Source organism: Gymnodinialimonas sp. JB5-7 (genome assembly GCF_055693405.1).
The window spans coordinates 2,504,333-2,525,725 of sequence record NZ_JBVFUX010000012.1; the positions used below are offsets into that span (position 1 = coordinate 2,504,333).

General features: G+C 60.9%; 25 protein-coding genes, 1 tRNA gene and 3 pseudogenes. 23 read left to right on the forward strand and 6 right to left on the reverse strand.

What is annotated here, in order from left to right:
• Positions 1-3: 3 nt before the first annotated feature.
• Positions 4-243, reverse strand: a complete 240-nt coding sequence (locus ACZ1HK_RS21465) for a hypothetical protein (RefSeq protein WP_472630934.1) — start codon at positions 241-243, stop codon at positions 4-6.
• Here ACZ1HK_RS21465 and murA point away from each other — a divergent pair.
• The 8 genes and pseudogenes from murA to ACZ1HK_RS21505 all read left to right on the forward strand — a co-directional run bounded on the left by murA (position 242) and on the right by ACZ1HK_RS21505 (position 7,560).
• Positions 242-1,501, forward strand: a complete 1,260-nt coding sequence (murA, locus tag ACZ1HK_RS21470) for a UDP-N-acetylglucosamine 1-carboxyvinyltransferase (RefSeq protein ID WP_472630399.1) — start codon at positions 242-244, stop codon at positions 1,499-1,501. The two genes, ACZ1HK_RS21465 and murA, sit on opposite strands and share 2 nt — an antisense overlap.
• Positions 1,498-1,965, forward strand: a complete 468-nt coding sequence (locus tag ACZ1HK_RS21475) for a DUF2948 family protein (RefSeq protein ID WP_472630400.1) — start codon at positions 1,498-1,500, stop codon at positions 1,963-1,965. Before murA ends, ACZ1HK_RS21475 begins: the two co-directional genes overlap by 4 nt.
• On the forward strand, positions 1,962-3,110 hold the full coding sequence (locus ACZ1HK_RS21480) for a GNAT family N-acetyltransferase (protein WP_472630401.1): 1,149 nt from the start codon (positions 1,962-1,964) through the stop codon (positions 3,108-3,110). The genes ACZ1HK_RS21475 and ACZ1HK_RS21480 overlap by 4 nt, the downstream gene beginning before the upstream one ends.
• Positions 3,016-4,329: a histidinol dehydrogenase gene (hisD, locus tag ACZ1HK_RS21485; RefSeq protein ID WP_472630402.1), complete on the forward strand. Its 1,314-nt coding sequence runs from the start codon at positions 3,016-3,018 to the stop codon at positions 4,327-4,329. Before ACZ1HK_RS21480 ends, hisD begins: the two co-directional genes overlap by 95 nt.
• Positions 4,326-4,793, forward strand: a pseudogene (locus ACZ1HK_RS21490) (UPF0262 family protein); the annotation flags it as partial. The gene hisD and the pseudogene ACZ1HK_RS21490, both read left to right, overlap by 4 nt.
• Positions 4,794-4,799: 6 nt before the next feature.
• Positions 4,800-5,255, forward strand: a complete 456-nt coding sequence (locus ACZ1HK_RS21495) for an arsenate-mycothiol transferase ArsC (RefSeq protein ID WP_472630910.1) — start codon at positions 4,800-4,802, stop codon at positions 5,253-5,255.
• Between the two features lie 128 nt (positions 5,256-5,383).
• Positions 5,384-6,070, forward strand: coding sequence for a hypothetical protein (locus tag ACZ1HK_RS21500; protein WP_472630403.1), 687 nt, complete (start codon positions 5,384-5,386; stop codon positions 6,068-6,070).
• Complete coding sequence (locus ACZ1HK_RS21505; protein ID WP_472630404.1) at positions 6,067-7,560, forward strand: hypothetical protein; 1,494 nt, start codon at positions 6,067-6,069, stop codon at positions 7,558-7,560. Before ACZ1HK_RS21500 ends, ACZ1HK_RS21505 begins: the two co-directional genes overlap by 4 nt.
• Positions 7,561-7,676: 116 nt before the next feature.
• Here ACZ1HK_RS21505 and ACZ1HK_RS21510 read toward each other — a convergent pair.
• Positions 7,677-8,706, reverse strand: a pseudogene (locus tag ACZ1HK_RS21510) (zinc ABC transporter substrate-binding protein).
• Between the two features lie 56 nt (positions 8,707-8,762).
• On the opposite strand from ACZ1HK_RS21510, the gene ACZ1HK_RS21515 reads away from it, so the two are divergent.
• The 11 genes and pseudogenes from ACZ1HK_RS21515 to ACZ1HK_RS21565 all read left to right on the forward strand — a co-directional run bounded on the left by ACZ1HK_RS21515 (position 8,763) and on the right by ACZ1HK_RS21565 (position 15,203).
• Positions 8,763-9,260: a transcriptional repressor gene (locus ACZ1HK_RS21515; RefSeq protein WP_472630405.1), complete on the forward strand. Its 498-nt coding sequence runs from the start codon at positions 8,763-8,765 to the stop codon at positions 9,258-9,260.
• Complete coding sequence (locus ACZ1HK_RS21520) at positions 9,257-10,003, forward strand: ATP-binding cassette domain-containing protein (RefSeq protein ID WP_472630406.1); 747 nt, start codon at positions 9,257-9,259, stop codon at positions 10,001-10,003. The genes ACZ1HK_RS21515 and ACZ1HK_RS21520 overlap by 4 nt, the downstream gene beginning before the upstream one ends.
• Positions 10,003-10,847, forward strand: a pseudogene (locus ACZ1HK_RS21525) (metal ABC transporter permease). Before ACZ1HK_RS21520 ends, ACZ1HK_RS21525 begins: the two are co-directional and overlap by 1 nt.
• A 53-nt stretch (positions 10,848-10,900) precedes the next feature.
• Positions 10,901-11,305, forward strand: a complete 405-nt coding sequence (locus ACZ1HK_RS21530) for a ketosteroid isomerase-related protein (RefSeq protein WP_472630407.1) — start codon at positions 10,901-10,903, stop codon at positions 11,303-11,305.
• Positions 11,302-11,583 (forward strand): hypothetical protein, encoded by a 282-nt coding sequence (locus ACZ1HK_RS21535; protein WP_472630408.1) that lies wholly within the window; start codon positions 11,302-11,304, stop codon positions 11,581-11,583. Before ACZ1HK_RS21530 ends, ACZ1HK_RS21535 begins: the two co-directional genes overlap by 4 nt.
• Before the next feature lie 52 nt (positions 11,584-11,635).
• Entirely contained in the window at positions 11,636-11,893 is a 258-nt protein-coding gene (locus ACZ1HK_RS21540) for a hypothetical protein (protein ID WP_472630409.1), read from the forward strand.
• Positions 11,884-12,825 carry a carbon-nitrogen hydrolase family protein gene (locus tag ACZ1HK_RS21545; protein WP_472630410.1) on the forward strand — a complete coding sequence of 314 codons (942 nt, stop codon included), beginning with the start codon at positions 11,884-11,886 and terminating at the stop codon, positions 12,823-12,825. The genes ACZ1HK_RS21540 and ACZ1HK_RS21545 overlap by 10 nt, the downstream gene beginning before the upstream one ends.
• A gap of 2 nt (positions 12,826-12,827) precedes the next feature.
• Positions 12,828-13,046: a translation initiation factor IF-1 gene (infA, locus tag ACZ1HK_RS21550; RefSeq protein ID WP_011455993.1), complete on the forward strand. Its 219-nt coding sequence runs from the start codon at positions 12,828-12,830 to the stop codon at positions 13,044-13,046.
• Complete coding sequence (locus tag ACZ1HK_RS21555; RefSeq protein WP_472630411.1) at positions 13,043-13,600, forward strand: hypothetical protein; 558 nt, start codon at positions 13,043-13,045, stop codon at positions 13,598-13,600. The genes infA and ACZ1HK_RS21555 overlap by 4 nt, the downstream gene beginning before the upstream one ends.
• Positions 13,597-14,166, forward strand: a complete 570-nt coding sequence (locus ACZ1HK_RS21560) for a Maf family protein (protein ID WP_472630413.1) — start codon at positions 13,597-13,599, stop codon at positions 14,164-14,166. The genes ACZ1HK_RS21555 and ACZ1HK_RS21560 overlap by 4 nt, the downstream gene beginning before the upstream one ends.
• Positions 14,163-15,203, forward strand: coding sequence for a ribonuclease E/G (locus ACZ1HK_RS21565; RefSeq protein ID WP_472630414.1), 1,041 nt, complete (start codon positions 14,163-14,165; stop codon positions 15,201-15,203). The genes ACZ1HK_RS21560 and ACZ1HK_RS21565 overlap by 4 nt, the downstream gene beginning before the upstream one ends.
• Positions 15,204-15,238: 35 nt before the next feature.
• On the opposite strand, the gene ACZ1HK_RS21570 is transcribed toward ACZ1HK_RS21565, so the two are convergent.
• Positions 15,239-16,621 (reverse strand): lytic murein transglycosylase, encoded by a 1,383-nt coding sequence (locus ACZ1HK_RS21570; RefSeq protein WP_472630415.1) that lies wholly within the window; start codon positions 16,619-16,621, stop codon positions 15,239-15,241.
• 136 nt (positions 16,622-16,757) lie between these two features.
• Here ACZ1HK_RS21570 and ACZ1HK_RS21575 point away from each other — a divergent pair, with 136 nt between their 5' ends.
• Positions 16,758-16,940, forward strand: coding sequence for a DNA gyrase inhibitor YacG (locus ACZ1HK_RS21575; protein WP_472630416.1), 183 nt, complete (start codon positions 16,758-16,760; stop codon positions 16,938-16,940).
• Between the two features lie 100 nt (positions 16,941-17,040).
• A tRNA-Phe gene (locus ACZ1HK_RS21580) sits at positions 17,041-17,115 on the forward strand.
• Positions 17,116-17,146: 31 nt separating this feature from the next.
• On the opposite strand, the gene ACZ1HK_RS21585 is transcribed toward ACZ1HK_RS21580, so the two are convergent.
• The 3 genes from ACZ1HK_RS21585 to ACZ1HK_RS21595 are packed head-to-tail and all read right to left on the reverse strand — an operon-like array spanning position 17,147 to position 18,717.
• Positions 17,147-18,259 carry a tyrosine-type recombinase/integrase gene (locus tag ACZ1HK_RS21585; protein ID WP_472630417.1) on the reverse strand — a complete coding sequence of 371 codons (1,113 nt, stop codon included), beginning with the start codon at positions 18,257-18,259 and terminating at the stop codon, positions 17,147-17,149.
• Positions 18,259-18,453, reverse strand: coding sequence for a hypothetical protein (locus ACZ1HK_RS21590; RefSeq protein ID WP_472630418.1), 195 nt, complete (start codon positions 18,451-18,453; stop codon positions 18,259-18,261). Before ACZ1HK_RS21590 ends, ACZ1HK_RS21585 begins: the two co-directional genes overlap by 1 nt.
• Positions 18,454-18,510: 57 nt before the next feature.
• Positions 18,511-18,717 carry a hypothetical protein gene (locus tag ACZ1HK_RS21595; RefSeq protein ID WP_472630419.1) on the reverse strand — a complete coding sequence of 69 codons (207 nt, stop codon included), beginning with the start codon at positions 18,715-18,717 and terminating at the stop codon, positions 18,511-18,513.
• Positions 18,718-18,887: 170 nt separating this feature from the next.
• Between ACZ1HK_RS21595 and ACZ1HK_RS21600 the strand changes: the two genes are divergently transcribed.
• Entirely contained in the window at positions 18,888-19,277 is a 390-nt protein-coding gene (locus ACZ1HK_RS21600; RefSeq protein ID WP_472630911.1) for a helix-turn-helix domain-containing protein, read from the forward strand.
• A 374-nt stretch (positions 19,278-19,651) separates the two neighbouring features.
• Positions 19,652-21,373 (forward strand): DNA (cytosine-5-)-methyltransferase, encoded by a 1,722-nt coding sequence (gene dcm, locus ACZ1HK_RS21605; RefSeq protein ID WP_472630420.1) that lies wholly within the window; start codon positions 19,652-19,654, stop codon positions 21,371-21,373.
• Positions 21,374-21,393: the final 20 nt, after the last annotated feature.

Below are 21,393 nucleotides of genomic sequence, written 5' to 3' on the forward strand. Positions count from 1 at the left end.
GTCTCAGGTCGCACCTTGCAAGCGCAATCTGGACCCTTCCGGCGCGGCGGGGTAAAGCCATGTTCCATGGCGTCCGACCAAGGCAATAAACAACCTGCCAAGCCCGCCCCAAAGACCCGAGAAGATCGGCTCAAGGCGGCGCTGAAGGCAAACATGGCCCGGCGCAAGGCGCAGACAAAGGCCCGGGCCCGCGCGCAGACGCAGTCCGATGACGGGCAGAGCAAAGAGTAGAGGCAGGCACATGGATAGAATCGTCGTCAAAGGCAGCGGGCCGCTTTCCGGCCAGATCCCGATCGCGGGCGCGAAGAATACCTGCCTCAAGCTGATGTGCGCGGCCTTGCTGAGTGATGAGCCCCTGACGCTGACCAACGTGCCGCGCCTGTCGGATGTCGCCACGCTCAGCGATCTGCTGGAATCGCTCGGCGTCGAAGTGGGCCGCCTGAATGAGGGCCAGACACTCGCATTGTCGGCCACCAACCTGACGTCGCACCTCGCCCACTACGACATCGTCCGCAAACTGCGCGCTTCGTTCAATGTGCTCGGTCCCCTGATCGGCCGCACGGGTGAGGCCATCGTCAGCCTGCCGGGCGGCTGCGCCATCGGCGCGCGCGCCGTCGATTTCCACATCACGGGCCTCGAGAAGATGGGCGCAACCGTCGAACTCAAAGACGGCTATGTCTACGCCTCGGGTGATCTGAAGGGGACGGAAGTGGAATTCCCGTTCCCCTCCGTCGGTGCCACCGAAAACATCATGTGCGCCGCCGTCCGCGCAAAAGGCACCACCGTGATCAAGAACGCGGCGCGCGAGCCAGATACCAAGGCGCTGGCCGATTGCCTCATTGATATGGGGGCCGATATCGAAGGCGCGGGCACGGAACAGATCGTCGTGCGCGGTGTCGACCGCCTGCGCGGCGCCACCCACCGCGTCATCACCGACCGGATCGAGCTTGGGACCTACATGGTTGCCCCCGGTATCGCGGGGGGCGAGGTCGAATGCCTCGGTGGTGAACGCCATCTGGTCGAGGCGCTCTGCGTCAAGATGGAAGAAGCCGGGCTTGAGATCACCCAGACCGACACGGGCCTCAAGGTCCGTCACCCGGGCGGACGGCTGAAGGCCACCGACGTAACGACCGCGCCGTTCCCTGGGTTCGCGACGGACCATCAGGCGCAATTCATGGCGATGATGTGCTTTGCCGAGGGCACGAGCACGCTGCAGGAAACCATTTTTGAAAACCGCTTCATGCACGCGCCGGAGTTGATCCGCATGGGCGCCAATATCGACGTGCAAGGCAACACCGCGCGCGTCACGGGCGTCGAAAGCCTGCGCGGCGCGCCTGTTATGGCCACCGACCTGCGCGCGTCTGTCAGTTTGATTCTGGCCGGTATGGCCGCCGAGGGGGAGACCGTGGTGAACCGCGTCTACCACCTTGATCGCGGGTACGAGCATCTGGTGCGCAAATTGCGCGGCGTGGGTGCCAATGTCGAAAGGCTCTCGGAATGACGGACGACGCCCGATTTGAGGATGGCGGCGAAAAGCCCGTCGCCCTGCGCGCACTGGAAGCGGCGGACGTGCCCGTGCTGTCGGCGCTTGTTCAGGATGCCGTCTTCCCGATCACCGAGATGACATGGGATCGCACCCGTCGCCGTTTTGCCATCCTGCTCAACCGCTTCCGCTGGGAAGATCGCGGCAGCAAAGACGCCCCGCAGCGCACGCAGGCCGTTCTGGCCGTGGAAGACGCGATGAAGGTCTCCACCCAAGGCATCGACCGCGCCGACAAGGACATGATCCTGTCGGCCCTCGCCCTGGAATGGGCACCGGGCGAAGATGGCACCGGTCGCCTGACGCTGACCCTTGCCGGGGACGGTGCCATTGCCGTGGATGTCGAAGCGTTGGAGATCACCCTCAAGGACGTCACGCGCCCCTATCACGCGCCCTCGGGCAAAACACCGGATCACGGGCAATGAAGGCCCGGGCGCTCGCGGCTGAAGACCTGAGCGTCCTGGCAGAGCTTCGCCTCGACGGCATCCGCCGCTTCCCGCAAGCCTTTCTGCTGACCGAGGCTGAGGCCCGCGAAAGCGACGCCAACCTTCTGGGCTGGATCACGTCCGGCAACGCGCTTGGACTGTTCGACGGCAAGCGCCTGATCGGCTTTGCGGGCTTGCGCGCGATGGGGTTCTCCATGGCCGAACATCGCTCCCATCTTGGGCCGTTCTACGTGGCCCCCGACCATCACGGAACCGACGCCGCCGACACGCTTCTCGCCTTCGCCTGCGACCTGGCCCGGTCTCGCGGCGCGCTACAGGTGGAGCTTTACGTGGCCAGCCCCAACCGCCGCGCGCGCAATTTCTACGCCCGCAACGGCTTTGTGGTGCGCGGCCAGGCCCCACGCGCCGTGATCCAGGACGGCGCATATGTCGATGACTTCTTCATGGTGTGTGACCTGACCATCGACAGGCCGGAACCCGGCTCCGACGGGCTGCGCCGCCTTGGACCCGGCGATTGGCGCGTATTTCGCACGATCCGGCTGGAAATGCTGCAAGAGGCCCCTGAATTCTTCGGCTCGACCCATGCGGAATGGGTGGAGAAGACCCCCGATGAAATCATGGCCTGGCTGGATGACATCCATCTTTTCGCGCAGGTCAGCGGGGGCCGTGCACTGGCCACGGCTGGCTGGTATCGCAAGCCCGGTGCCGTGCAGGCCCACCGCGCCGGGGTCATTGCGGTATATACCACGCCCGAGGCGCGGGGCAGGGGCTGGCCGGTGCGCTGCTCTCGGCACTGGAAGACGATGCGCGCACAAACGACATCACGCAGCTGGAACTCAGTGTGGGTGACAACAACCCAGCCGCCCGGGCCGCCTATCAGGCCGCCGGCTTTGCCCATATCGGCACCATCCCCCAGGCGCTCAACTATTCCGGCACGCTGGTCGACCAGCACGAGATGGCAAAGCCACTCACCGCTTGAGGCCCCGTCCCCCCGCGCTATCTGGCCGGGACCAAGTGCCGGAGGGGCCAATGCCACAGTTTCTGAACATCACAGACGCAGATTTCGACAGCCGTTTCGAAGCCCTCCTGCATATGAAGCGCGAGGATGCGCCAGAGGTCGATGACGTGGTCGCTGGCATCATCGCCGATGTCCGCGCGCGCGGCGATGCAGCGGTGATTGAGCTGACGTCGAAGTTCGACCGCCTCGACCTGACGCCCGAGACTCTGGCCTTCACATCTGACGAGATTGCCGAAGCCGTGGCGCAAGTGCCAGCCGAAGAACGCGCAGCGCTTGAGTTGGCCGCAGACCGCATCCGCGCCTACCACGTCCGCCAACTGCCCGAAGATGCCCGCTGGACGGACCCGGATGGCGCAACGCTTGGCTGGCGCTGGGGGCCAGTCTCTGCCGCCGGTCTCTACGTGCCGGGTGGGCTCGCAAGCTACCCGTCCAGCGTTCTGATGAACGCGATCCCCGCCCAGGTCGCGGGCGTCGACCGCCTCGTCATCTGCGCGCCTACGCCCGATGGTGTCGCAAACCCTCTGGTCCTGCTGGCCGCACAGCTTTCCGGCGTCGATACGGTCTACCGCATCGGCGGCGCGCAGGCCGTTGCCGCCATGGCCTACGGCACCGACACGATCCAGCCCGTCGACAAGATCACCGGCCCCGGCAACGCCTTCGTGGCTGCCGCCAAGCGCCGCGTCTTTGGGCGTGTCGGCATCGACATGATCGCCGGTCCTTCTGAGATCCTCGTGATTGCGGACCGCGACAATGACCCGGACTGGATCGCCACCGACCTGCTCAGCCAGGCCGAACACGACGAAAGCGCGCAAAGCATCCTCATCACCGATGATGCCGATTTCGCCCAAGCGGTCGCGCAGGCCGTGGACAATCAACTCGAAACCCTCCCCCGCGCCGCAATCGCGGGCCCAAGCTGGCGCGACTACGGCGCCATCGTTGTGACCGAAACCCTCGATCAGGCCGCCGCCCTCAGCGACCGCATCGCCCCCGAACACCTGGAGCTCTGCGTGGCCGACCCCGAAGCCCTCTTCGCGCAAATCACCCATGCCGGTGCCGTTTTCCTTGGCCAATGGACGCCCGAGGCCATCGGTGATTACATCGGCGGGCCGAACCACGTGCTGCCCACCGCCCGTTCGGCGCGCTTTTCCAGTGGGCTGAATGTGCTCGATTTCATGAAACGCACCACACTTGCCCAAATGTCCCCCGAAGCCCTCAAAGCCATCGGCCCCGCCGCCGTCACGCTGGCCACGTCCGAGGGGCTCGGCGCACACGGCGCGTCCGTTCAGGCGCGGCTGGACCGGCTCAATCGCGGGGAAGGGGAATGACCATGCACATCTGCCACATCGAAATCGACACCCAGGGCCTGCCCGCCCCAACCCCTGAAATCGAACAGGAACGCAAGGTCGCCATCTTCGACCTGCTGGAAGAGAACACCTTTTCCATCCCCCGCGATGATGCCCCCGATGGCCCCTACCGCGTGACGCTTGCGATCCGTGAAAAGCGGCTGGTCTTCGACATCGATACAGAGGACGGTGCGGATGCCACGGAATTCCACCTGTCCCTCGCGCCGTTTCGTCAAACTGTCAAAGACTACTGGCAAATCTGCGAGTCGTACTTCAACGCCGTCAAAACCCTGCCGCCCAACCAGATCGAGACCATCGATATGGCCCGCCGCGGCATCCACAACGAAGGCGCGCGGCTCCTGCAGGAACGCCTTGAGGGCAAGGCCGAGGTCGACAATGACACGGCCCGCCGCCTCTTCACCCTGATCTGCGTGCTGCATTTCGGGGCTGAAGTGACCGACTTCCCCCAATCCGTCCTGTTCTGCTGTGACCACAATTCCACGCGGTCGCCCATGGCAGAGGGTCTGATGAAAAAGTTCTACGGCCACCGCGCCTATGTGCAGTCAGCCGGCGTGAAGCACGAGTTGGAGATTGACGGCTTCGCCGTCGCCGTTTGCGCCGAACTGGGGGTAGAGCTTGAGCGCCACCGCGTCCGCTCCTTCGACGAGATGGAGGAATGGGGCGATGACCTGACTGGCTTCGACCTGATCGTCGCCCTGTCCCCGGCCAGCCAGCGCCGCGCCCTCGACATGACACGCACCTTCCATATCGATGTGGAATACTGGCCCATCCTCGACCCCACGGGCCTGGGTGAGACGCGCGAGGCTAAGCTGGCCTCCTACCGCCAGGCCCGCGACCAGATCGTGGGCCGCATGCAGGACCGTTTCGGCCACGCAACGGAACTCTGAGGACCCCCGGCGGGCCGTCCCGCAGCCTGCTTATTCCGCCCTAACGCATTTCTCACAAATTTCTCACGCACGGAATTGAACGTGAGTGTGATACTTTCCCTAACGTCACGTTGATATTGGGGAATGTCATGGACACTCATTTGATTATCGCCGTTCACGGTATTGGTGAACAACAACCCGGCGAAACAGTAGATGAAATTGTCGGCACAGCAACCACGCAATTAACGGATGGCGATCCGTGCTACCGTCCGGTGACCATCGAAGGCGATGTGATCGAATTAGCGGATCATCGTTTCTGCGAGGAGAAGCGATATGGCGAGTTCTTTCCGGTTCATTTGCGTAATATCCAAGCCGCTCAGCCCACCGAACGTGACGAGCGCGCCGTTTTCGCGGAAGTCTACTGGGCCGACAAAAGCCCTGCGCCCAAGGGGCCATTCTGGACCATATTTGACCTGTTGAAGGTCGTTCTTGGCCTTGGCTACCTTGCTATGGAGAATGCCGAAAGCAATCGGGGTCGCTATAGTGTCTGGCTCGTGCGCTTCTTTATCTGGATCTTCTACGGGTTTCTGGCCCCGATCAACGCCACCCTTCTGACATTCGCTCTTTTCCTCCTGCTTGAGGCCACGCCGATATGGTCAGAGGCAGTCTTCGATCACCTCAATATCGTGTTTTTCGGGCACGCTGTTTTGACATTCGCAATAGGTCTATATGTTCGCTTTCGGGTCGCAACGACGCACCTGATGAGCTTTTTGGAAACGGCCTTATTGCTCTTGGCGGGCTGTTCGGAACGGTCCTTTGGCTCTCAACCTCGATGACTTGGATAAATACCGCCCTGTGCGGGATGCCCGATGCGCAAAGTGCGGATGCAGAAGTCATCGCAGTCACCCAGAATATTGGCTGCTACCTGAGCGCAATCCTACGCCTGATGGAAATCAGCTGGATTGTCATCATTTCGCTGGCTTTTGCGATCGCCGTCATCGGAATGCTCGGATCAATTCTTGGGCTGAGCAGCGCAAAGCCGTCCCACCGGTACGGTGCCGCGGCCCGTATCCGCGACAGCGTCACCGGCATAAGAGTCATCTATCCCTCAATTTGCGCCGCCATGGTCATATTCTGGAGCGTCATCGCAACCAGCCTATGGCTCTTCCTGCTGAACGTCGCCAGCCGGTTGAGTGAGGACGCAAAAGCGGCAACTGGCACACCGCCACCCGTAGTGTCGGAGAACGAACAGGGCCAATCCGAGGCGACACCGTCCCCCGCATCCGCAGAAGCAGATCCTCAGGTTTTGGAAGCAGTCGAGTCGACCAAGGTAACTGGCGTTTTGCAATCCCTTCTTGAAGAGGAATTTGCACTTGTAGATCTTTCCTCCAGCCTAGCGCTCATGGCGGCTGCGATCCTTGCCGTTGTTCTGATGTTTCTTGTTGCGGTACGCAAAACGTGGCCCCATCAGCTTTTCGAGAAAGCCGAATGGCGCAGCCGGCTGATCCTGAACCCGATCATCCGCTACCTGCTTGTCTTCGGTTTGGCACTTGTGGCGCTTGGCTTGCTGCCAGCCCTGTTCGGGTCAGAGGGGGAATGCCCGACGCCCGGTCTCCATTACCGCGTCATGTGCTGGATCAACGGGCTTACACCTGTATTTGCTGCGGTGCTGTTGGTTCTGGGGATCGTCATGCTGCGCTTCTCAAACCAGATTTCGAGCGGGTTGGGCATTTTTCGCGATATTGTCACCTATTCGGTGCAGGAACGATGCGCCTGGCCTTCCGACGAGGTTGAACGTGCACGGAACTTTATGCAGCGCGATCAGATCAACGCCAGGTTTCGCCGCACCATCCACTACGGGCTCGAGGCCTATGAACCGCAGCGTGTGACCATTATCGCGCATTCGCTCGGTTCCATCATCGCGACACGCATGATGCATGATCCAGACGTCAAAGCATTGCTTGCGAAAAACGGCAATCCGGAGGTGGTTCTGATCACCATGGGCTCGCCCGCCACACACATTTATCGCCGCTATTTCAAGGAGTTCTTCCAAGTATCCACCGACGACATGCCATTAGCATTTACGCCAAACGGCGCCGTCAACAAGGCTTGGTACAACATCCACCGCGAAGACGATTTCGTGGGAACCCGGATCGGCGATGACCCGGATGACACTCCCGATCTGGCCCAGAATTTCCCGGTCGAACCGGGCGGGCACACGGGCTACTTCACAGACTATCATGTGTGGAAAGTCCTCCGCGATCAGATCGGCTTCCGCCTGTTCCCATCACAATTCATGAGCAGGCACCGCGAAGCGGCGGAGTAATCTGCGACCATCGCCGCGCCGACTGCCGCCGCACAGGCCCAGCACACCAGGGGCGAGCCGATACCTCAGCCCGCCCATGCGTCGCAGTGAACGGTTTATTGCGTCTCAGGCGGCGCTCAGCTGCATTCCGCCAGGGCCGTGGCCATGTCGCGAATAAGCTGCGGGTACAGCGCCGCGCCAACCTCCAGGTCCGCCCCCAGCGGATCAATGATGGCCGTGGTCGCTTCAGTGCCATCCATAACGGTCTCCACCAGACCTTGGTTGAACTGCGGCTCTGCCAACACGCAATCAATGCCCTGTTCCTGTATGCGCGTCTGGATCTCGGCAAGCCGCGCCGGGCTTGGGTCGGTCGCATCCCCCAAAGAGATTGCGCCAGCCGCACTCAGGCCAAAATCAGCCTCGAAATACTGGAAGGCGTCGTGGAAGACGATGAATTGCAGGTCCTGCACCGGCGCCAGCATGTCGCTGACCTCGGCCGACAAGGCCTCCATCTCGGCAATCGCCTCGGATGCATTGGCGAAAAAGGCGCCCGCATTGTCCGGATCGGTGGCCGACAATTGCGCGGCGATGACGTTCAACCAGACCGAGGCATTGGACGGCGCGAGCCACGCATGGGGATCATGCGCGCCGTGGTCATGCCCTTCATGGCCGTCATGCCCGTGATCATCATGCTCTTCATCCTCAGCGTGCGCCTCATGATCGTGCTCTTCATCCATCAGCGTGCGCCTCATGATCGTGCTCTTCACCCTCGGCATGCTCCTCATGCTCGCCATGGTCATGCGCCTCAAACAACGCCCCTTCGCGGAAGCCGCGCAACTCGATCCCATCCGCCGCCAGCAACTCGGTCACAACCGCACCTTCGGCCAAGGTCTCAATCGCATCCTCTAGCCAGGGGGTCAGATCCTCGCCGATCCAGAACACCAGATCCGCGTCTTGCAAGGCCGCAGCCTCGGACGGGCGCAGGTTATATTCGTGCGGCGAGGCACCCGCCGGGATCACCAGCGCCGGCTCCCCCACACCTGCCATCACACGCGCCACCAGCGAATGAACCGGCGTAATATCAGCCGCCACATTCGGGACATCCGCCATCGCCGTGCCCCCCAGCAATAGGGCTCCAACAGAAAGTGAAACGCGGATTGTGGACATCGGGTACCCCATGTGATTGTATAACATTTCCCGTCGGATAAACGATATACTATAACATGACAACCCCAGGTTCAGCCCCGCTCGGCTTCCAACAGCACGACCATGGTGCCTGCGTCAGCGACGCGTTGGCCGCCGCTGATGCACGCTGCGCGGAAAGCGGGCTGCGCCTGACCCCCGTGCGCCGCAAGGTCCTGGAATTGCTGTTGAAAGAGCATCGCGCGCTCGGCGCCTATGCCATCCTCGATCACTTGCGCGACGCGGGCTTTGGCTCACAACCGCCCGTCGCCTACCGGGCGCTCGATTTCCTGGCGGAGCACGGCTTTGTCCACAAAATCGAACGCCTCAACGCGTTCGTGGCCTGCGCGCACCCCAATGCCACACACTCACCCGCCTTCATGATCTGCCGCGCCTGCGATGCGGTGGCGGAGGCTCAGTCAACGCCCACCAAAGGCAGCCTGGGCGAGGCCGCCCGGGCCGCCGGGTTCCAGATCGAAAAGACCGTGGTGGAGGCCGAGGGCCTGTGCCCCGCCTGTGCCGAAAAGCCCTCTGAATGAGCCTTCTGACCGCCCAGAACGTCACCATCGCCTATGGCGCAAACACCGTGCTCTCGCGGGTGGATATGCATGTGGACGCCGGTGAAATCGTGACCATCGTTGGCCCGAACGGGTCGGGCAAAACCAGCCTTTTGCGCGCGATCATCGGCGCGGTTCAACCCGCCTCCGGCACGATCACGCGGCAGCCCGGCCTCAAGATCGGATATGTCCCGCAAAAGCTGCACATCGACCCGACCCTGCCCATTACGGTCGACCGTTTCATGCGGCTGACCGAACGCGCTTCCCGCGCCACATGTCAGGCCGCGCTTGATCGGGCAGGGGCGCCCGACCTGCTGCACCGCCAGATGTCGCGTCTCTCCGGGGGGCAGTTCCAGCGTGTTCTGCTCGCCCGCGCCCTGATCAACACCCCCGACCTTCTGCTGCTGGATGAAGCGACCCAAGGCCTCGACCAGCCCGGATCGGCGGCGTTCTACCAACAGATTGAAGCCGTACGGCAGCAAACCGGCTGCGCCATCATCATGATCAGCCATGAACTGCATGTGGTGATGAGCGCGTCGGACCGTGTCATTTGCCTCAACGGCCATGTCTGTTGCGAAGGCACGCCCGCGATTGTGGCCTCCGCCCCCGAATACCGCGCGCTGTTCGGCACCGGCACGGGCGGGGCCTTTGCCCTCTACCAGCACGACCATGATCACCACCACCATGACCACGATCATGATCACAGCCATGAGGCAGCCGAGTAATGCTGGATGATTTCATGGCCCGCGCCACGGTGGCAGGCATCGGCGTTGCCCTGGCCGCAGCCCCCTTGGCTGCTTTGTCGTCTGGCGCCGCATGGCCTATTTCGGCGACGCAACGGCCCATGCGGCTATCCTTGGCGTGGCCCTGGCACTGGCGTTGGAAATCTCGGTCTTTGCCGGGGCCGCCGCCGTGGCACTGGCCATGGCGCTCACCGTCACGCTCCTGACACGGCGCGGCTATGCGATGGACACGCTTCTGGGCGTTCTGGCCCATTCGGCGCTGGCCTTCGGGCTGGTGGCGGTGTCCTTTCTGCAAGGCGTGCGCATCGACCTGATGGCCTATCTCTTCGGCGACATCCTGGCCGTATCTCATTGCGATATGGAGGATTTTCGCACCCTTGGCTGGCGCGCGCTGCAGCGATGTGACGTGGGGATCATCTGGGCAGGTGGTGCCTTGGTTGTGGCACTTCTCGCCTGGCGCTGGCGCCCGCTTCTGACCGCCACCCTGAATGAAGAGCTTGCCTATGCCAGTGGCATCACGCCCCGGCGGGAACAGCTGATCCTGACCCTCGCGCTGGCCATCACAGTTGCTGTTGCAATCAAGGTGGTCGGCGCGCTTCTGATCGCCGCGATGCTCATCATCCCCGCCGCAGCCGCCCGCGGCCTGGCCCGCACGCCTGAGGCGATGGCGCTGATTGCCGCTGCGATCGGCACTGTCTCCGTGGTTGCGGGGCTGCAAGGTGCGCTTGTCTTTGACACACCGGCAGGCCCGTCAATCGTGTGTGTCGCCGCACTCCTGTTCGCACTGATCAGCCTTTTCGGCTGGCGGGGGCAGGGGCGGGCATAGACCGCCCAGATCGGTGCTTTCTTCCACCGAACGGCGGGCTTATCCTGCGTGCCATGCAAGACACCATCGCTCTCATCACCCGCTATTACGCCGCCTTCAATGCCTCCGATACCGACGGCATGATCGCCTGCCTCGCACCTGACGTCGCCCACCATGTGAACGAGGGCGCGATCCGCGTGGGCACCGACGCCTTCCGCGCCTTCTGTGCCCATATGGACCACTGCTATGCGGAAAACCTGACCGACATCACCGTGATGGCGACCCAAGATGGCACCCGCGCAGCGGCGGAATTCACCGTGAACGGCACCTATTTGCAAACGGACGAGGGCCTGCCCGAGGCGCGTGGGCAGACCTACAGCCTGCCAGCCGGGGGCTTTTTCGGTGTCGAAAACGGCAAGATCACCCGCGTTGTGACCTACTACAACCTCGCCGACTGGACCGCTCAGGTCAGCGCATGACTCTCACGTTGCGGACCTATCGCGGGGCGGAGGTGGCCGAGGTCATAGAAGACCTCGCTCGCCTGCGGATCGAGGTCTTCCGCGACTGGCCATACCTCTATGATGGCGATCTGGACTATGAACGCCGCTACCTTGCGGACTACAGCCGCCAAAATGCGCTGGTCGTGGCCGCATTTGAGGGCGAGATCATGGTAGGCGCATCAACCGGAATGCCCTTTATCGAACACGCTGACGACTTATCCACAGCCTTCGAGGACACGCCCTACGATCCGATCTGATCTGTATTACTGTGCCGAATCTGTCCTTACTAAAAGGGCAAGAGGGCAGGGCGTGTACCGCCACTTCTTCGCAGAGCGGGAGGCTCACGCCCGCGAAAAGGGTTTCACATATGCCACCTTCTGCGGTGTCATCCGCCCCGATGCGCATCCGTCCCGCCCAAGGGGCCACAAACCCCTCGATTCCGTCTGGCGTCACTTCGGATATGCCCCCGTTCCCGGCGCAATTGGCCAGCTCAGCTGGCGCGACATCGGTGATACCGATGAGACGACCAAACCCCTCCAATTCTGGATCAAAGCCCCATGCGCATAGCCACCGCCGCCTACTCCCTCGACCCGTTCGACAAATGGGAGGACTATGCCGCCAAGCAAATCCATTGGGTGCGGGAGGCGGCCGGCGCGGGCGCCGACCTCCTCGTCTTCCCCGAATATGCCCGCATGGAACTCGCCACCCTACAAAACGCCGCCGGTGAGCTTGAGGCCTCCCTCCACGCCGCCTCCGACCTTGCCCAAGATGCCGACCACCTGATGGCGGATCTCGCGCAAGGCTACGGCGTCCACATCCTCTGCCCCTCCGGCCCCGTTTTCGACGAAGACCGCGACCGCCCCGTCAACCGCGCCTGGCTGGTCGGCCCGGACGGCTTTGTCGATTACACCGACAAACAGGTCATGACCCGCTTCGAGCGTGAGCAATGGGATGTCGTCCCCGGCGACCCGCTCCAAATGATCGACACGCCCCTCGGCAAAATCGGTGTCCTGATCTGCTACGACGCCGAATTCCCGCTCCTTGCCCGCCGCCTGATCGAACAGGGGGCCGAAATCCTTCTCTGCCCCTCCTGCACCGACAGCGCCCATGGCTACAACCGCGTCCGCATCGGGGCCCAGGCCCGCGCGCTCGAAGGGCAGTGCATCACCGTCCAATCCCCCACCGTGGGCGACGCCAAATGGTCCCCCGCCGTCGACGAAAATGTAGGCGCTGCAGGCATTTACGGCCCCCCAGACCTCGGCTTCCCCGAGGACGGCATCCTCGCCCAAGGCGCGCTTAACGACCCCGGATGGGTCCTGGCCGACATCGACATCTCAGCAATCCACAAAGTCCGCGCCGAGGGCCACGTCTTCAACCACGCCCACTGGCCCGAGAGCCACACCACAGCGTCCACGAACCGATTTCCCTTGAAACCCTGCACCTTTAGGCGCATTTACCCGGCACCAAGCCCCACCCACGGGGCGCAACTTATGGAGTGACCATGGCCAAGGAAGAGATGCTCGAATTTCCTGGTGTCGTGAAGGAACTCCTGCCAAACGCGACATTCCGGGTCGAGCTCGAAAACGGCCATGAGATCATCGCACATACGGCAGGAAAAATGCGCAAAAACCGCATCCGGGTTCTGGCAGGCGACAAAGTCCAGGTGGAGATGACCCCCTACGACCTCACAAAGGGTCGTATCAACTACCGCTTCAAGTGACGGACCGCACGATCACGACCCCCGCCGAGATCTCGGACGGGGTGCGTGCCTTTGCAGCGACCTTGGGCGACGGGACACCCGAATTCGTTCCCGTCCAACCCGCTGAAAACGCGGTAGAAGATCAACCCTTCTATAACGTGATCGTCGCGGCCGATGGCGCGAAACCCGTCTTTGGTTGGCTGATCTGGGAACTCACCGGTTTCTGGCTAGAGGCGCAACGCCACGCGGTCCTCGAAACACCAGACGGCCTGAAAGACATCACGCCGCCTATCGACGAGGAAACCCAAATCCTCTTCGTCCGCGACCCCGATTGGGAATTCGACTACCTCGATCCCAAACCGCTGCGCAAACCCGCCCGCCACCTGCTGACCGATGATCGCGACGTCCGCCAATGGGCAAAGCTGGCCGACGATTTTGACATGTTCCAATTCCGCCACACAATCTTCAAGGGCGACAAATCGGAATTCGTGATCCCCGAGGGCAAGGACCATCGCCGCATGGAACGCCTCCAGCGCGATTACAACGCCGCCGCCCGCACGGCACTCGCGAAATGAGGCTCATCCTGGGCTCCGGCAGCCCGCGCCGCCTTGAATTGCTGGCGGTCCTCGGCCTCGAACCGGCTGAGATCCGCCCGCCCGACATCAACGAAGACCCACACAAAGGCGAACTTCCGCGCCCTTACGTCGAACGCATGGCCCGCGAAAAGGCGCAAGCCATCCCCTGCTCCGACGACGAAGTCATCCTTGCCGCCGACACAACGGTTGCCGTCGGCCGACGCATCCTCGGCAAGCCCGAAAACGCTGATGAGGCCCGCGCCTTCCTCGACCTGCTCGGCGGCCGCCGCCACCGCGTCTACACCGCCATCGCCGTGAAAACCGCGGACCAGCTGCGCACCCGCACAGTCGAATCCCGCGTGCAGATGAAACGCCTCAGCCAGACTGAGCGGGAAGGCTACATCGCCACCAACGATTGGCAGGGCAAGGCCGGCGGCTATTCCATCCAAGGCCCCGCAGGCGCGTTCATCCCGTGGATCAGCGGCTCCCACTCCGCCATTGTCGGTCTGCCGCTGACCGAAACCGCGAACCTCCTGCAAGGCGCAGGCGTGGAGGTGTGGTCATGAAAGGCCGCACCGTCCTCCTTGACCATATCGCGGGCCGCGAAGCCGCGGCGCTCATGGTCGATGGCAAACTGCACGACCTGCTGATCGACCCGCCCGAGGATGCCGCCCCCGGCGTCGGTGCCATTGCCTGGGCCGTCGCCGACCGTCCGCTGAAAGGGCAGGGCGGCCTGACCCTGCAACTGGGCGATGGCCTGACGGGCTATCTCCGCCGCGCCAAGGATATCTCGCCCGGCGATGCCTTCTGGGTCCAGGTCTCTGGCGTGGCTGAGGCAGGCAAAGCCATTCCCGTCACGCCCGATCTGATCTTCAAGTCCCGCTACGCCATCATCACGCCGCACAAACCCGGCCTGAACGTCAGCCGCTCCATACGCGACGATGATGAACGCGACCGCCTGCTGGCCATTGCACACGACAGCCGCGCCGCCAGCGACGAATACGGCCTGATCATCCGCTCCTCTGCTGCGGGGGCCGATGCGGATGACATCCACACCGACATCTACGAGCAATGCAAGACGGCCACGATGGTTCTCGAACAGCGCGACGGTCCCGCAGAATGGCTGTTGGGTGCCGACGGTGCGCATATCCTCGCCTGGCGCGAATGGGACAACCCCGATGAGGTTGTGTCGGAGCCTGGATGTTTCGAGTCCCACGGCGCGCTTGAGGCCATCGACGCCGCCCTCGCGCCTCGCCAGCCGCTCGCCGGTGGCGGCCATGCGTATATCGAGGCGACCCGCGCCCTGATCGCCGTCGACGTGAACACCGGCAAGGACCATTCCCTCGCCGCAGGCTTGAAAGCGAACCTCGCGCTGGTCCGCGACCTTCCCCGCCTGCTCCGCATCAAGGGCCTTGGCGGGCAGATCACGCTCGACCTCGCCCCGATGCCCAAACGCGACCGCAAGCAGATCGAGGATGCCGTGAAGAAGAGCTTCCGACAGGATGGCTCGGATGTGGTTGTCGCGGGCTGGACGCCCCTCGGCCATCTGGAGCTGACCCGCAAACGCGACCGGCTGCCACTGTCTCAGGTCTGGCCGCGATAAGCGATCAAATGGTCACAACTCTGAACGCAGTCTGGTCACAGTTTCTGGTGGGGTCGGTCGAGGCCGGTGCAATACAATGACCAAATGGACGCATTTTTCGCGAAATACTCTGACCAGATGAGCACATCTCTGACCAAATGGTCGCTGTTTTGGCCTACCGCAAGCCGCCTCAGCAGCGCCAGCGACGGCTCTCCATCCACCGGCAACCCGTTGGCCGCCTGATAGGCTTCAATCGCGGCTTCCGTGCCCGATCCGATCACGCCATCGGGCGTTCCGGCATCGAACCCGGCCGCGTTCAGAAGCTCCTGCAATTCGCGCCGCTGCGCTTGCGTCAGACCGCTCGTATCGGCGCCAAAGGACTGCCGCAACGGCCCCCCACCGGCCAGCCTGTCCGACATATAGCCCACGCCAATCCCGTAATTGGTGGAGTTGTTGTAGCGCAGTATCACATTGAAATTGTGATATAAAATCCAGGCAGGCGCACCCGCACCGCCCGGCGCATGAATGGCCGCTGACCCATGATCGGGGATTTGGCCACCGCCCGCGCGCCGCACGCCCAGATCGCGCCATGCGCTGACAGAGCGGCGATTGTCGCGGCCTGTCGACGCGCTGAAGCCCGAAGGCAATTGAACTTCCATCCCCCACGGCTCGCCCGGTCGCCAGCCGAACCGGTTGAAGTAAGCCGCGGTCGAGGCCAGCGAGTCCGTCGGATCATTCGACCAGATATCGCGCCGCCCATCGCCCCGGAAATCGACCGCATATTCCTCGTAAGTCGTTGGAATAAATTGCGTATGTCCCATCGCCCCCGCCCAGGAACCCAGCATCTGCTCGGGCGTCGTATCGCCGTTCTGAATGATTTTCAGGGCCGAAACCAACTGCGCCTCAAAGAACCGCCCGCGCCGCCCTTCCCACGCCAAAGTGGCCACGGCCGAGATGACCGGAATGTCGCCAAGCCGCGTTCCAAAGCGACTTTCTACACCCCAAACCGCCGCCGTGACCTCAGGCGGCACCCCATAAGCGCCCTCTATGTCATTGAGAACATTGCGTTGTTGCGCGAAGCGCCCGCGCCCGACCGACAGATCATCGTCACCCGCGACAAGGGCCAGATAGTCCTCGGTCGAGCGGCGGAATTCTGTCTGATTGCGGTCACGCTCCACCACACCAGGCAGGAATCCCACGCCCCGCAGGCCCCGGTTGAGCGCATCCTCACTGATGCCGGCCGCCCGCCCACGCGGCCTAAAGCCTTGAATCCAGGCGTCAAAATCTGCGTTCGGTTGCGGCATGAAGTCCGGATCGGTCGAAGGGCCATCGGCCCCCGCCGCGCCGATTTCAGGCAACGCGAAGCCACCCCCTCTGACACAGCCCGCAAGCGCGAATGCGCCCGATGCCGCCAAAACTGTCCGTCGTGATACGCCCATCTCACCGCTCCACCCGTGTTTTGCCCCAGCTAAAGGCGCATTGCCCGTCCGCGCAATCCCCAAGGCCGTTCTCGCCCCTTGCAGGCAGGTTCAGGCTCCCCCAAATTGGCCCTGATCCCGTTGTTGAGAGACCAAGATGCCTTGTCCGATTTGTGAAAAAGAGCCTGTGGACGCCTATCGCCCCTTCTGTTCGCGCCGCTGTGCCGATGTTGATCTCGGCCGGTGGCTGAACGGCAGTTACGCGGTGCCCTCCACCGATCCCGAGGATATCGAGCAGGCCCTTGAAGAGGCCGCGAAATCCGAGCCGAAACTGCACTGAAACCTCGTGCTGAAAAATCCACATCCCCCTATGGACAGCGCTCCCCGATCCCCCTAGAACGCCGCTACCCACAGCGACGACATCCCGCCGCTGGTCCCGTGCCCGGGTAGCTCAGGGGTAGAGCAGTGGATTGAAAATCCTCGTGTCGGTGGTTCGATTCCGCCCCCGGGCACCATTTAACTCTCTGATATGATTATATTTTCTGCTCATGACTGATCCTCGTTTCGGTCAGGTTTGACGCTTTTCTGCGAAGGTTTGACACTTTCGGCCCGCCTTCGGTTCTCTTCTTCCAGTGTGGCCATGGTCTCGCGGTTCTTGTCGGCAAGGTTGGCTGAGCGCGAATAGTGCCGCGCCATGGACGGTGTTTTCTGCCCCAGAAGGTCTGCGATGCGGCGTTCATCGAGGCCCGCTTCGCGCAAAGTCGTGGCGACCGTGTGCCGCAAGCCCTTGAGGGTCAGGCCTTTTTCGATCAGGCCTTCATTCTCAAGGGCGGATTTGAAACGGTGCCAAACGGTCGAGAAGCCGTTGTACGTCCACGCTTCGCCGCGCGAATTGGAAAGCACGGTCTCGGCGTTATGGTCCGGCATGCGGTCAAGGGCGGCTTGAAGTGTCGGGCTGACCGGAATCGCGACCTCTTCGCCCGTCTTGCCACGCACGCCCCAGATGGTGCCGTCATCAACCTGATCCTTCCGCAAGCGAAGCGCGTCGGACGGATCGAGACCGGTGTTCATCATCAAAGCAAGCGCAACACGAACATGAGGCTTGGCTTTGCTGACGACCGTATCGCGTTCTTCAATAGTCCAGGGACGGTTGGCATAGGCGCGGTCGCGGGGGCGGCGCTTCGGAATGACGTCTTTGGCGAAGTTGGCAGAGATGAGCCCCTTCGGGATGTTATAGCGAAAGACCTCGCTGAGAAGCGTGCGGACCATGTTCGCCCGTCGCCAGCCGATCGTTTTAGCTGCCTTGTCGTGGATTCCTGCGATCAACGGCGTGTCGATCACATGGATTGGCGTGTCGCGGATCGGCTCAAGGAAGTCCGCGCACTTGCGATAGTCGCGCCGGGTGGCTTCGGCCAGGTTCTGATAGTGCTCGGTTTCAAAGTAAGACTGGATCAACCCGCCAAGCGTCCCGGCCTTTGGTGCCTTCGCTCGTTGCGCTTCAGCGATGGCGCGGATCGTCTCGCATTCAGCGAAGAACTCGGCGGAACCAATGGGCGCGTGCGTCAGGTCAACCTTATGGCCGGTCTCGCGGTGATAGCATCGCTGCTTGCCGTGCCGGTCCTTGAAAATCTTGAACCCTTTGACCCGCACCTGTGTCATCAAAGGCGGTCCAGAATGGTTTCACGGGTATCCGTAGCGGACCCAGACTTCACATCATCAATCCAAAGATCGAGGTCACGGCGATCCCAAAGACGTGCACCTCGTATCAACTCCACCGGGCGCACCGGGCAAGCGGCCTTGAAATGCTTGACTGGCAATCCGGCATAGCTCGCGGCCTCGGACTGCTTGAACATGCGCTTATCTACCACGTTAATATTGAGATTTGTCGTCGCCATGACGTGGCACTCCCATCAATTCGCTGCCGAGCCCTCGGCCCCTTTGACCCTTGTCGCGTTCTTCTGAAACCGTTCCCATCCGCTCATCGTCAGCATCTTGGTCTTCGATGAAATCTCCACGAACTCCAATTTCCCGGTGTTCATGAGACCGCGAATTTGCGCAGGACTAAGCCCTACAATCTCGCTGAGTTGTTTGGGAGAGAGAAGACGTTCCTGGGTCAATTTCAGCCTCCACTGCTGGATATGAATGGAATCGCTTGTTCCGCACCTTTTGACATGCTCAGATGGCAATAGGATAGGAATAACGTCATTTTGTGCAGTTTCGCTCGTTATGACGGTTGCGTCAATGGGAACCTCGCATGCCGCAGGACAGTAGGTCAGTTTTCGCTTCTATGGGCGCGCGCCTAGCAATCGCACGAAATGAGGTCGGCCTGACTCAAACAGCCATGGCAGAGGCGATTGGCGTCTCACATCGTGCCTATCACAGCTATGAAAAAGGCCAGCGCGGGTTGCCCGTCGAGGCTCTCGTGGCGATGGCGGATCGGTTCGAAGTCGACGCCGCGTGGATATTGCTTGGAACCAAAGCTGTCCGCGCGGCTCATGACTTCGAGGCGCTGAAGCGGATCGAGACTTCGCTCGATCAGCACCTGAATGAAGAGGACATCAAAATAAAGAGTGAAAAGCGTGGGGCCATCGTCGCGCGTTGGTACCAGTCGCATGTCGAGGGACGGGAAGTAACGGATGATGACGTTCACACTTGGATCGAACTCGTAAGGGAGTAAGCAAATGCAAAAACCTAGTGAAAGTTGGCAGAAGCTACAACGTGCGACAGCTGAACGAGCTTATCGCACTGTGATCGAGCCATTTAAGCTGATCGACGCGACCTTCTTTGCAGCGTGCATCTTATATTTGATTGGCTTTTTCCAGACTCCAGTTTTTTGACTACAGGGAAGGAGTGACCTGGCTCATGGGAGCCCAAATCTTGCTAGTGGCAATCGCCGGGTTGTTGGTGCCAATCTTGATCGGTTCTTTCGTTACAATCCATCTAACGAAGCGGCGTCTCGAGAGCGCGTTGTTGCAGTCAGGCTGATTGAGAAACAAGGCACTTGGTGTCACAGACCATTTCATGCTTTAAATCACTAAAAAACAGGCGAGAATGTTCGATAGTAACCAAATGGGATCACGGCCAACGGCCGTCGACTTGTTCGCTGGCGCGGGTGGGTTCTCTCTTGGCGCGATCAGATCAGGTTTCGAGGTTAAGTTCGCTGTCGAGAACGATAAATTCGCTGTTCAAACGTATAAACGGAATATTTTTAATGAGTCCGGCGTGACCAATCCTGTTGTACTCGACGGCAGTATACTTGAGTACGATCCCACAGAAGTTGCGGACTTTCACTTCCAAGATCGATCATGCGATTTGGTGCTGGGCGGTCCTCCGTGTCAGGGATTTTCTACACACAGAATTCTGAATGCTGGAGTAAACGACCCACGCAATGAGCTAGTTCTTGCATACTTTGATTTCGTCAAAGCACTAAAGCCTAAAGTTTTCCTAATGGAGAACGTTCCTGGTATTTTGTGGGACCGTCACAGGCCTTACCTGGACAAGTTTTATGCCGAAGGCGCAAGGGCTGGCTATGATGTGCGTCAGCCAATTGTCCTCGATGCGCGTGATTTCGGTGTGCCACAAAGGAGAAAACGCGTTTTCGTGCTGGGTGTTCGATGCGATGTGAATGTCCCACAAGAATTTTCTTGGCCGCCACGGCAAACGCACTGCGATCCGGAAAAAGTGATCGATAGTTCTGAGCCTTGGGTATCTTGTAGGCACGTGTTCGATCCGACGTCTGAAAACGATACAAACAACATACACATGAACCATGGGGCCGAGCTTATCCAAGCCTTCAAAAACACACCCATTAATGGTGGTAGCAGAAAAGACTCTGGGAGGCTGCTAGCATGTCACAAGGGCCATGATGGTCATAAGGACGTCTACGGTCGAATAGATCCTAGCAAACCTGCGCCCACGATGACTACCGCGTGCATCAACCCGTCGAAGGGCCGATTTGTCCATCCAACTGAGCATCATGGAATTACCGTAAGGCAGGCCGCGAGAATCCAAACGTTTCCTGATCACTTTGTGTTTGAAGGCGGCCTGACTGCCGCAGGGCGTCAAATTGGCAACGCCGTACCCATCGAACTGGGCAGAGTTCTGACCAGTGAAATCATGAAAAATCTGATTGTGAGCGATTCAAGAAGGCTGGGTGTTGCAGGAACAGATTTCGAGCCGAACTCAGAGAAACGAATTTTAATGATCGAAACACAAGCATTCAGAACCCAAGCACGGACAGTCGACCATTTGGGGCGAGAGCAGATTGCGGATTGCCCCACCGCTGTTTCGGAGTTGTGGAAGAATGCCTATGATGCATATGCTCGGAACGTAAGTCTCCATATATTTGATGACGCTGAACCTGTGGCAGCTATCTTCGATGATGGCCACGGAATGAGCTACGAAGAGTTTCTCGACCGGTGGCTAGTGATTGGCACCGACTCGAAATTTGAGAAAGAGGTGTCTGACGAGAAAGACAGGGACGGCCTAAAAAAACGCTCGAAACAGGGACAGAAAGGCATCGGGCGTTTGTCTTCAGCCAATCTTGGGCCTTTGCTGCTGGTTGTAAGCAAACGGAAAGGCGAGAGCTTTGTCGCAGCGCTTCTAGATTGGAGGATCTTTGAGAACCCGTACTTGGTCCTGTCAGACATTCAAATTCCAGTAACACGGTTCGAAAAAAGAGCGAACTTGGTCAATTGCTTCCTGGGCTGTTTGATAGCCTTACAGACAACCTATGGGGGTCGCCTGCTGAGCCTGAGCGAGCAAAGCGCTTGAAGGTTGCTTGGGAAACATAT

Bases quoted from the DNA above. Each gene is read 5' to 3' on its own strand.
- ACZ1HK_RS21535 (WP_472630408.1), top strand. From the start codon at position 11,302: ATGACTCTCACGTTGCGGACCTATCGCGGGGCGGAGGTGGCCGAGGTC.
- ACZ1HK_RS21520 (WP_472630406.1), top strand. From the start codon at position 9,257: ATGAGCCTTCTGACCGCCCAGAACGTCACCATCGCCTATGGCGCAAAC.
- ACZ1HK_RS21585 (WP_472630417.1), bottom strand. From the start codon at position 18,259: ATGACACAGGTGCGGGTCAAAGGGTTCAAGATTTTCAAGGACCGGCAC.
- ACZ1HK_RS21480 (WP_472630401.1), top strand. From the start codon at position 1,962: ATGAAGGCCCGGGCGCTCGCGGCTGAAGACCTGAGCGTCCTGGCAGAG.
- ACZ1HK_RS21500 (WP_472630403.1), top strand. From the start codon at position 5,384: ATGGACACTCATTTGATTATCGCCGTTCACGGTATTGGTGAACAACAA.
- ACZ1HK_RS21530 (WP_472630407.1), top strand. From the start codon at position 10,901: ATGCAAGACACCATCGCTCTCATCACCCGCTATTACGCCGCCTTCAAT.
- ACZ1HK_RS21565 (WP_472630414.1), top strand. From the start codon at position 14,163: ATGAAAGGCCGCACCGTCCTCCTTGACCATATCGCGGGCCGCGAAGCC.
- ACZ1HK_RS21545 (WP_472630410.1), top strand. From the start codon at position 11,884: ATGCGCATAGCCACCGCCGCCTACTCCCTCGACCCGTTCGACAAATGG.
- ACZ1HK_RS21560 (WP_472630413.1), top strand. From the start codon at position 13,597: ATGAGGCTCATCCTGGGCTCCGGCAGCCCGCGCCGCCTTGAATTGCTG.
- dcm (WP_472630420.1), top strand. From the start codon at position 19,652: ATGTTCGATAGTAACCAAATGGGATCACGGCCAACGGCCGTCGACTTG.
- infA (WP_011455993.1), top strand. From the start codon at position 12,828: ATGGCCAAGGAAGAGATGCTCGAATTTCCTGGTGTCGTGAAGGAACTC.
- ACZ1HK_RS21465 (WP_472630934.1), bottom strand. From the start codon at position 243: ATGTGCCTGCCTCTACTCTTTGCTCTGCCCGTCATCGGACTGCGTCTG.
- ACZ1HK_RS21475 (WP_472630400.1), top strand. From the start codon at position 1,498: ATGACGGACGACGCCCGATTTGAGGATGGCGGCGAAAAGCCCGTCGCC.
- murA (WP_472630399.1), top strand. From the start codon at position 242: ATGGATAGAATCGTCGTCAAAGGCAGCGGGCCGCTTTCCGGCCAGATC.
- ACZ1HK_RS21575 (WP_472630416.1), top strand. From the start codon at position 16,758: ATGCCTTGTCCGATTTGTGAAAAAGAGCCTGTGGACGCCTATCGCCCC.
- ACZ1HK_RS21570 (WP_472630415.1), bottom strand. From the start codon at position 16,621: ATGGGCGTATCACGACGGACAGTTTTGGCGGCATCGGGCGCATTCGCG.
- ACZ1HK_RS21590 (WP_472630418.1), bottom strand. From the start codon at position 18,453: ATGTTCAAGCAGTCCGAGGCCGCGAGCTATGCCGGATTGCCAGTCAAG.
- ACZ1HK_RS21600 (WP_472630911.1), top strand. From the start codon at position 18,888: ATGGGCGCGCGCCTAGCAATCGCACGAAATGAGGTCGGCCTGACTCAA.
- ACZ1HK_RS21505 (WP_472630404.1), top strand. From the start codon at position 6,067: ATGACTTGGATAAATACCGCCCTGTGCGGGATGCCCGATGCGCAAAGT.
- hisD (WP_472630402.1), top strand. From the start codon at position 3,016: ATGCCACAGTTTCTGAACATCACAGACGCAGATTTCGACAGCCGTTTC.
- ACZ1HK_RS21515 (WP_472630405.1), top strand. From the start codon at position 8,763: ATGACAACCCCAGGTTCAGCCCCGCTCGGCTTCCAACAGCACGACCAT.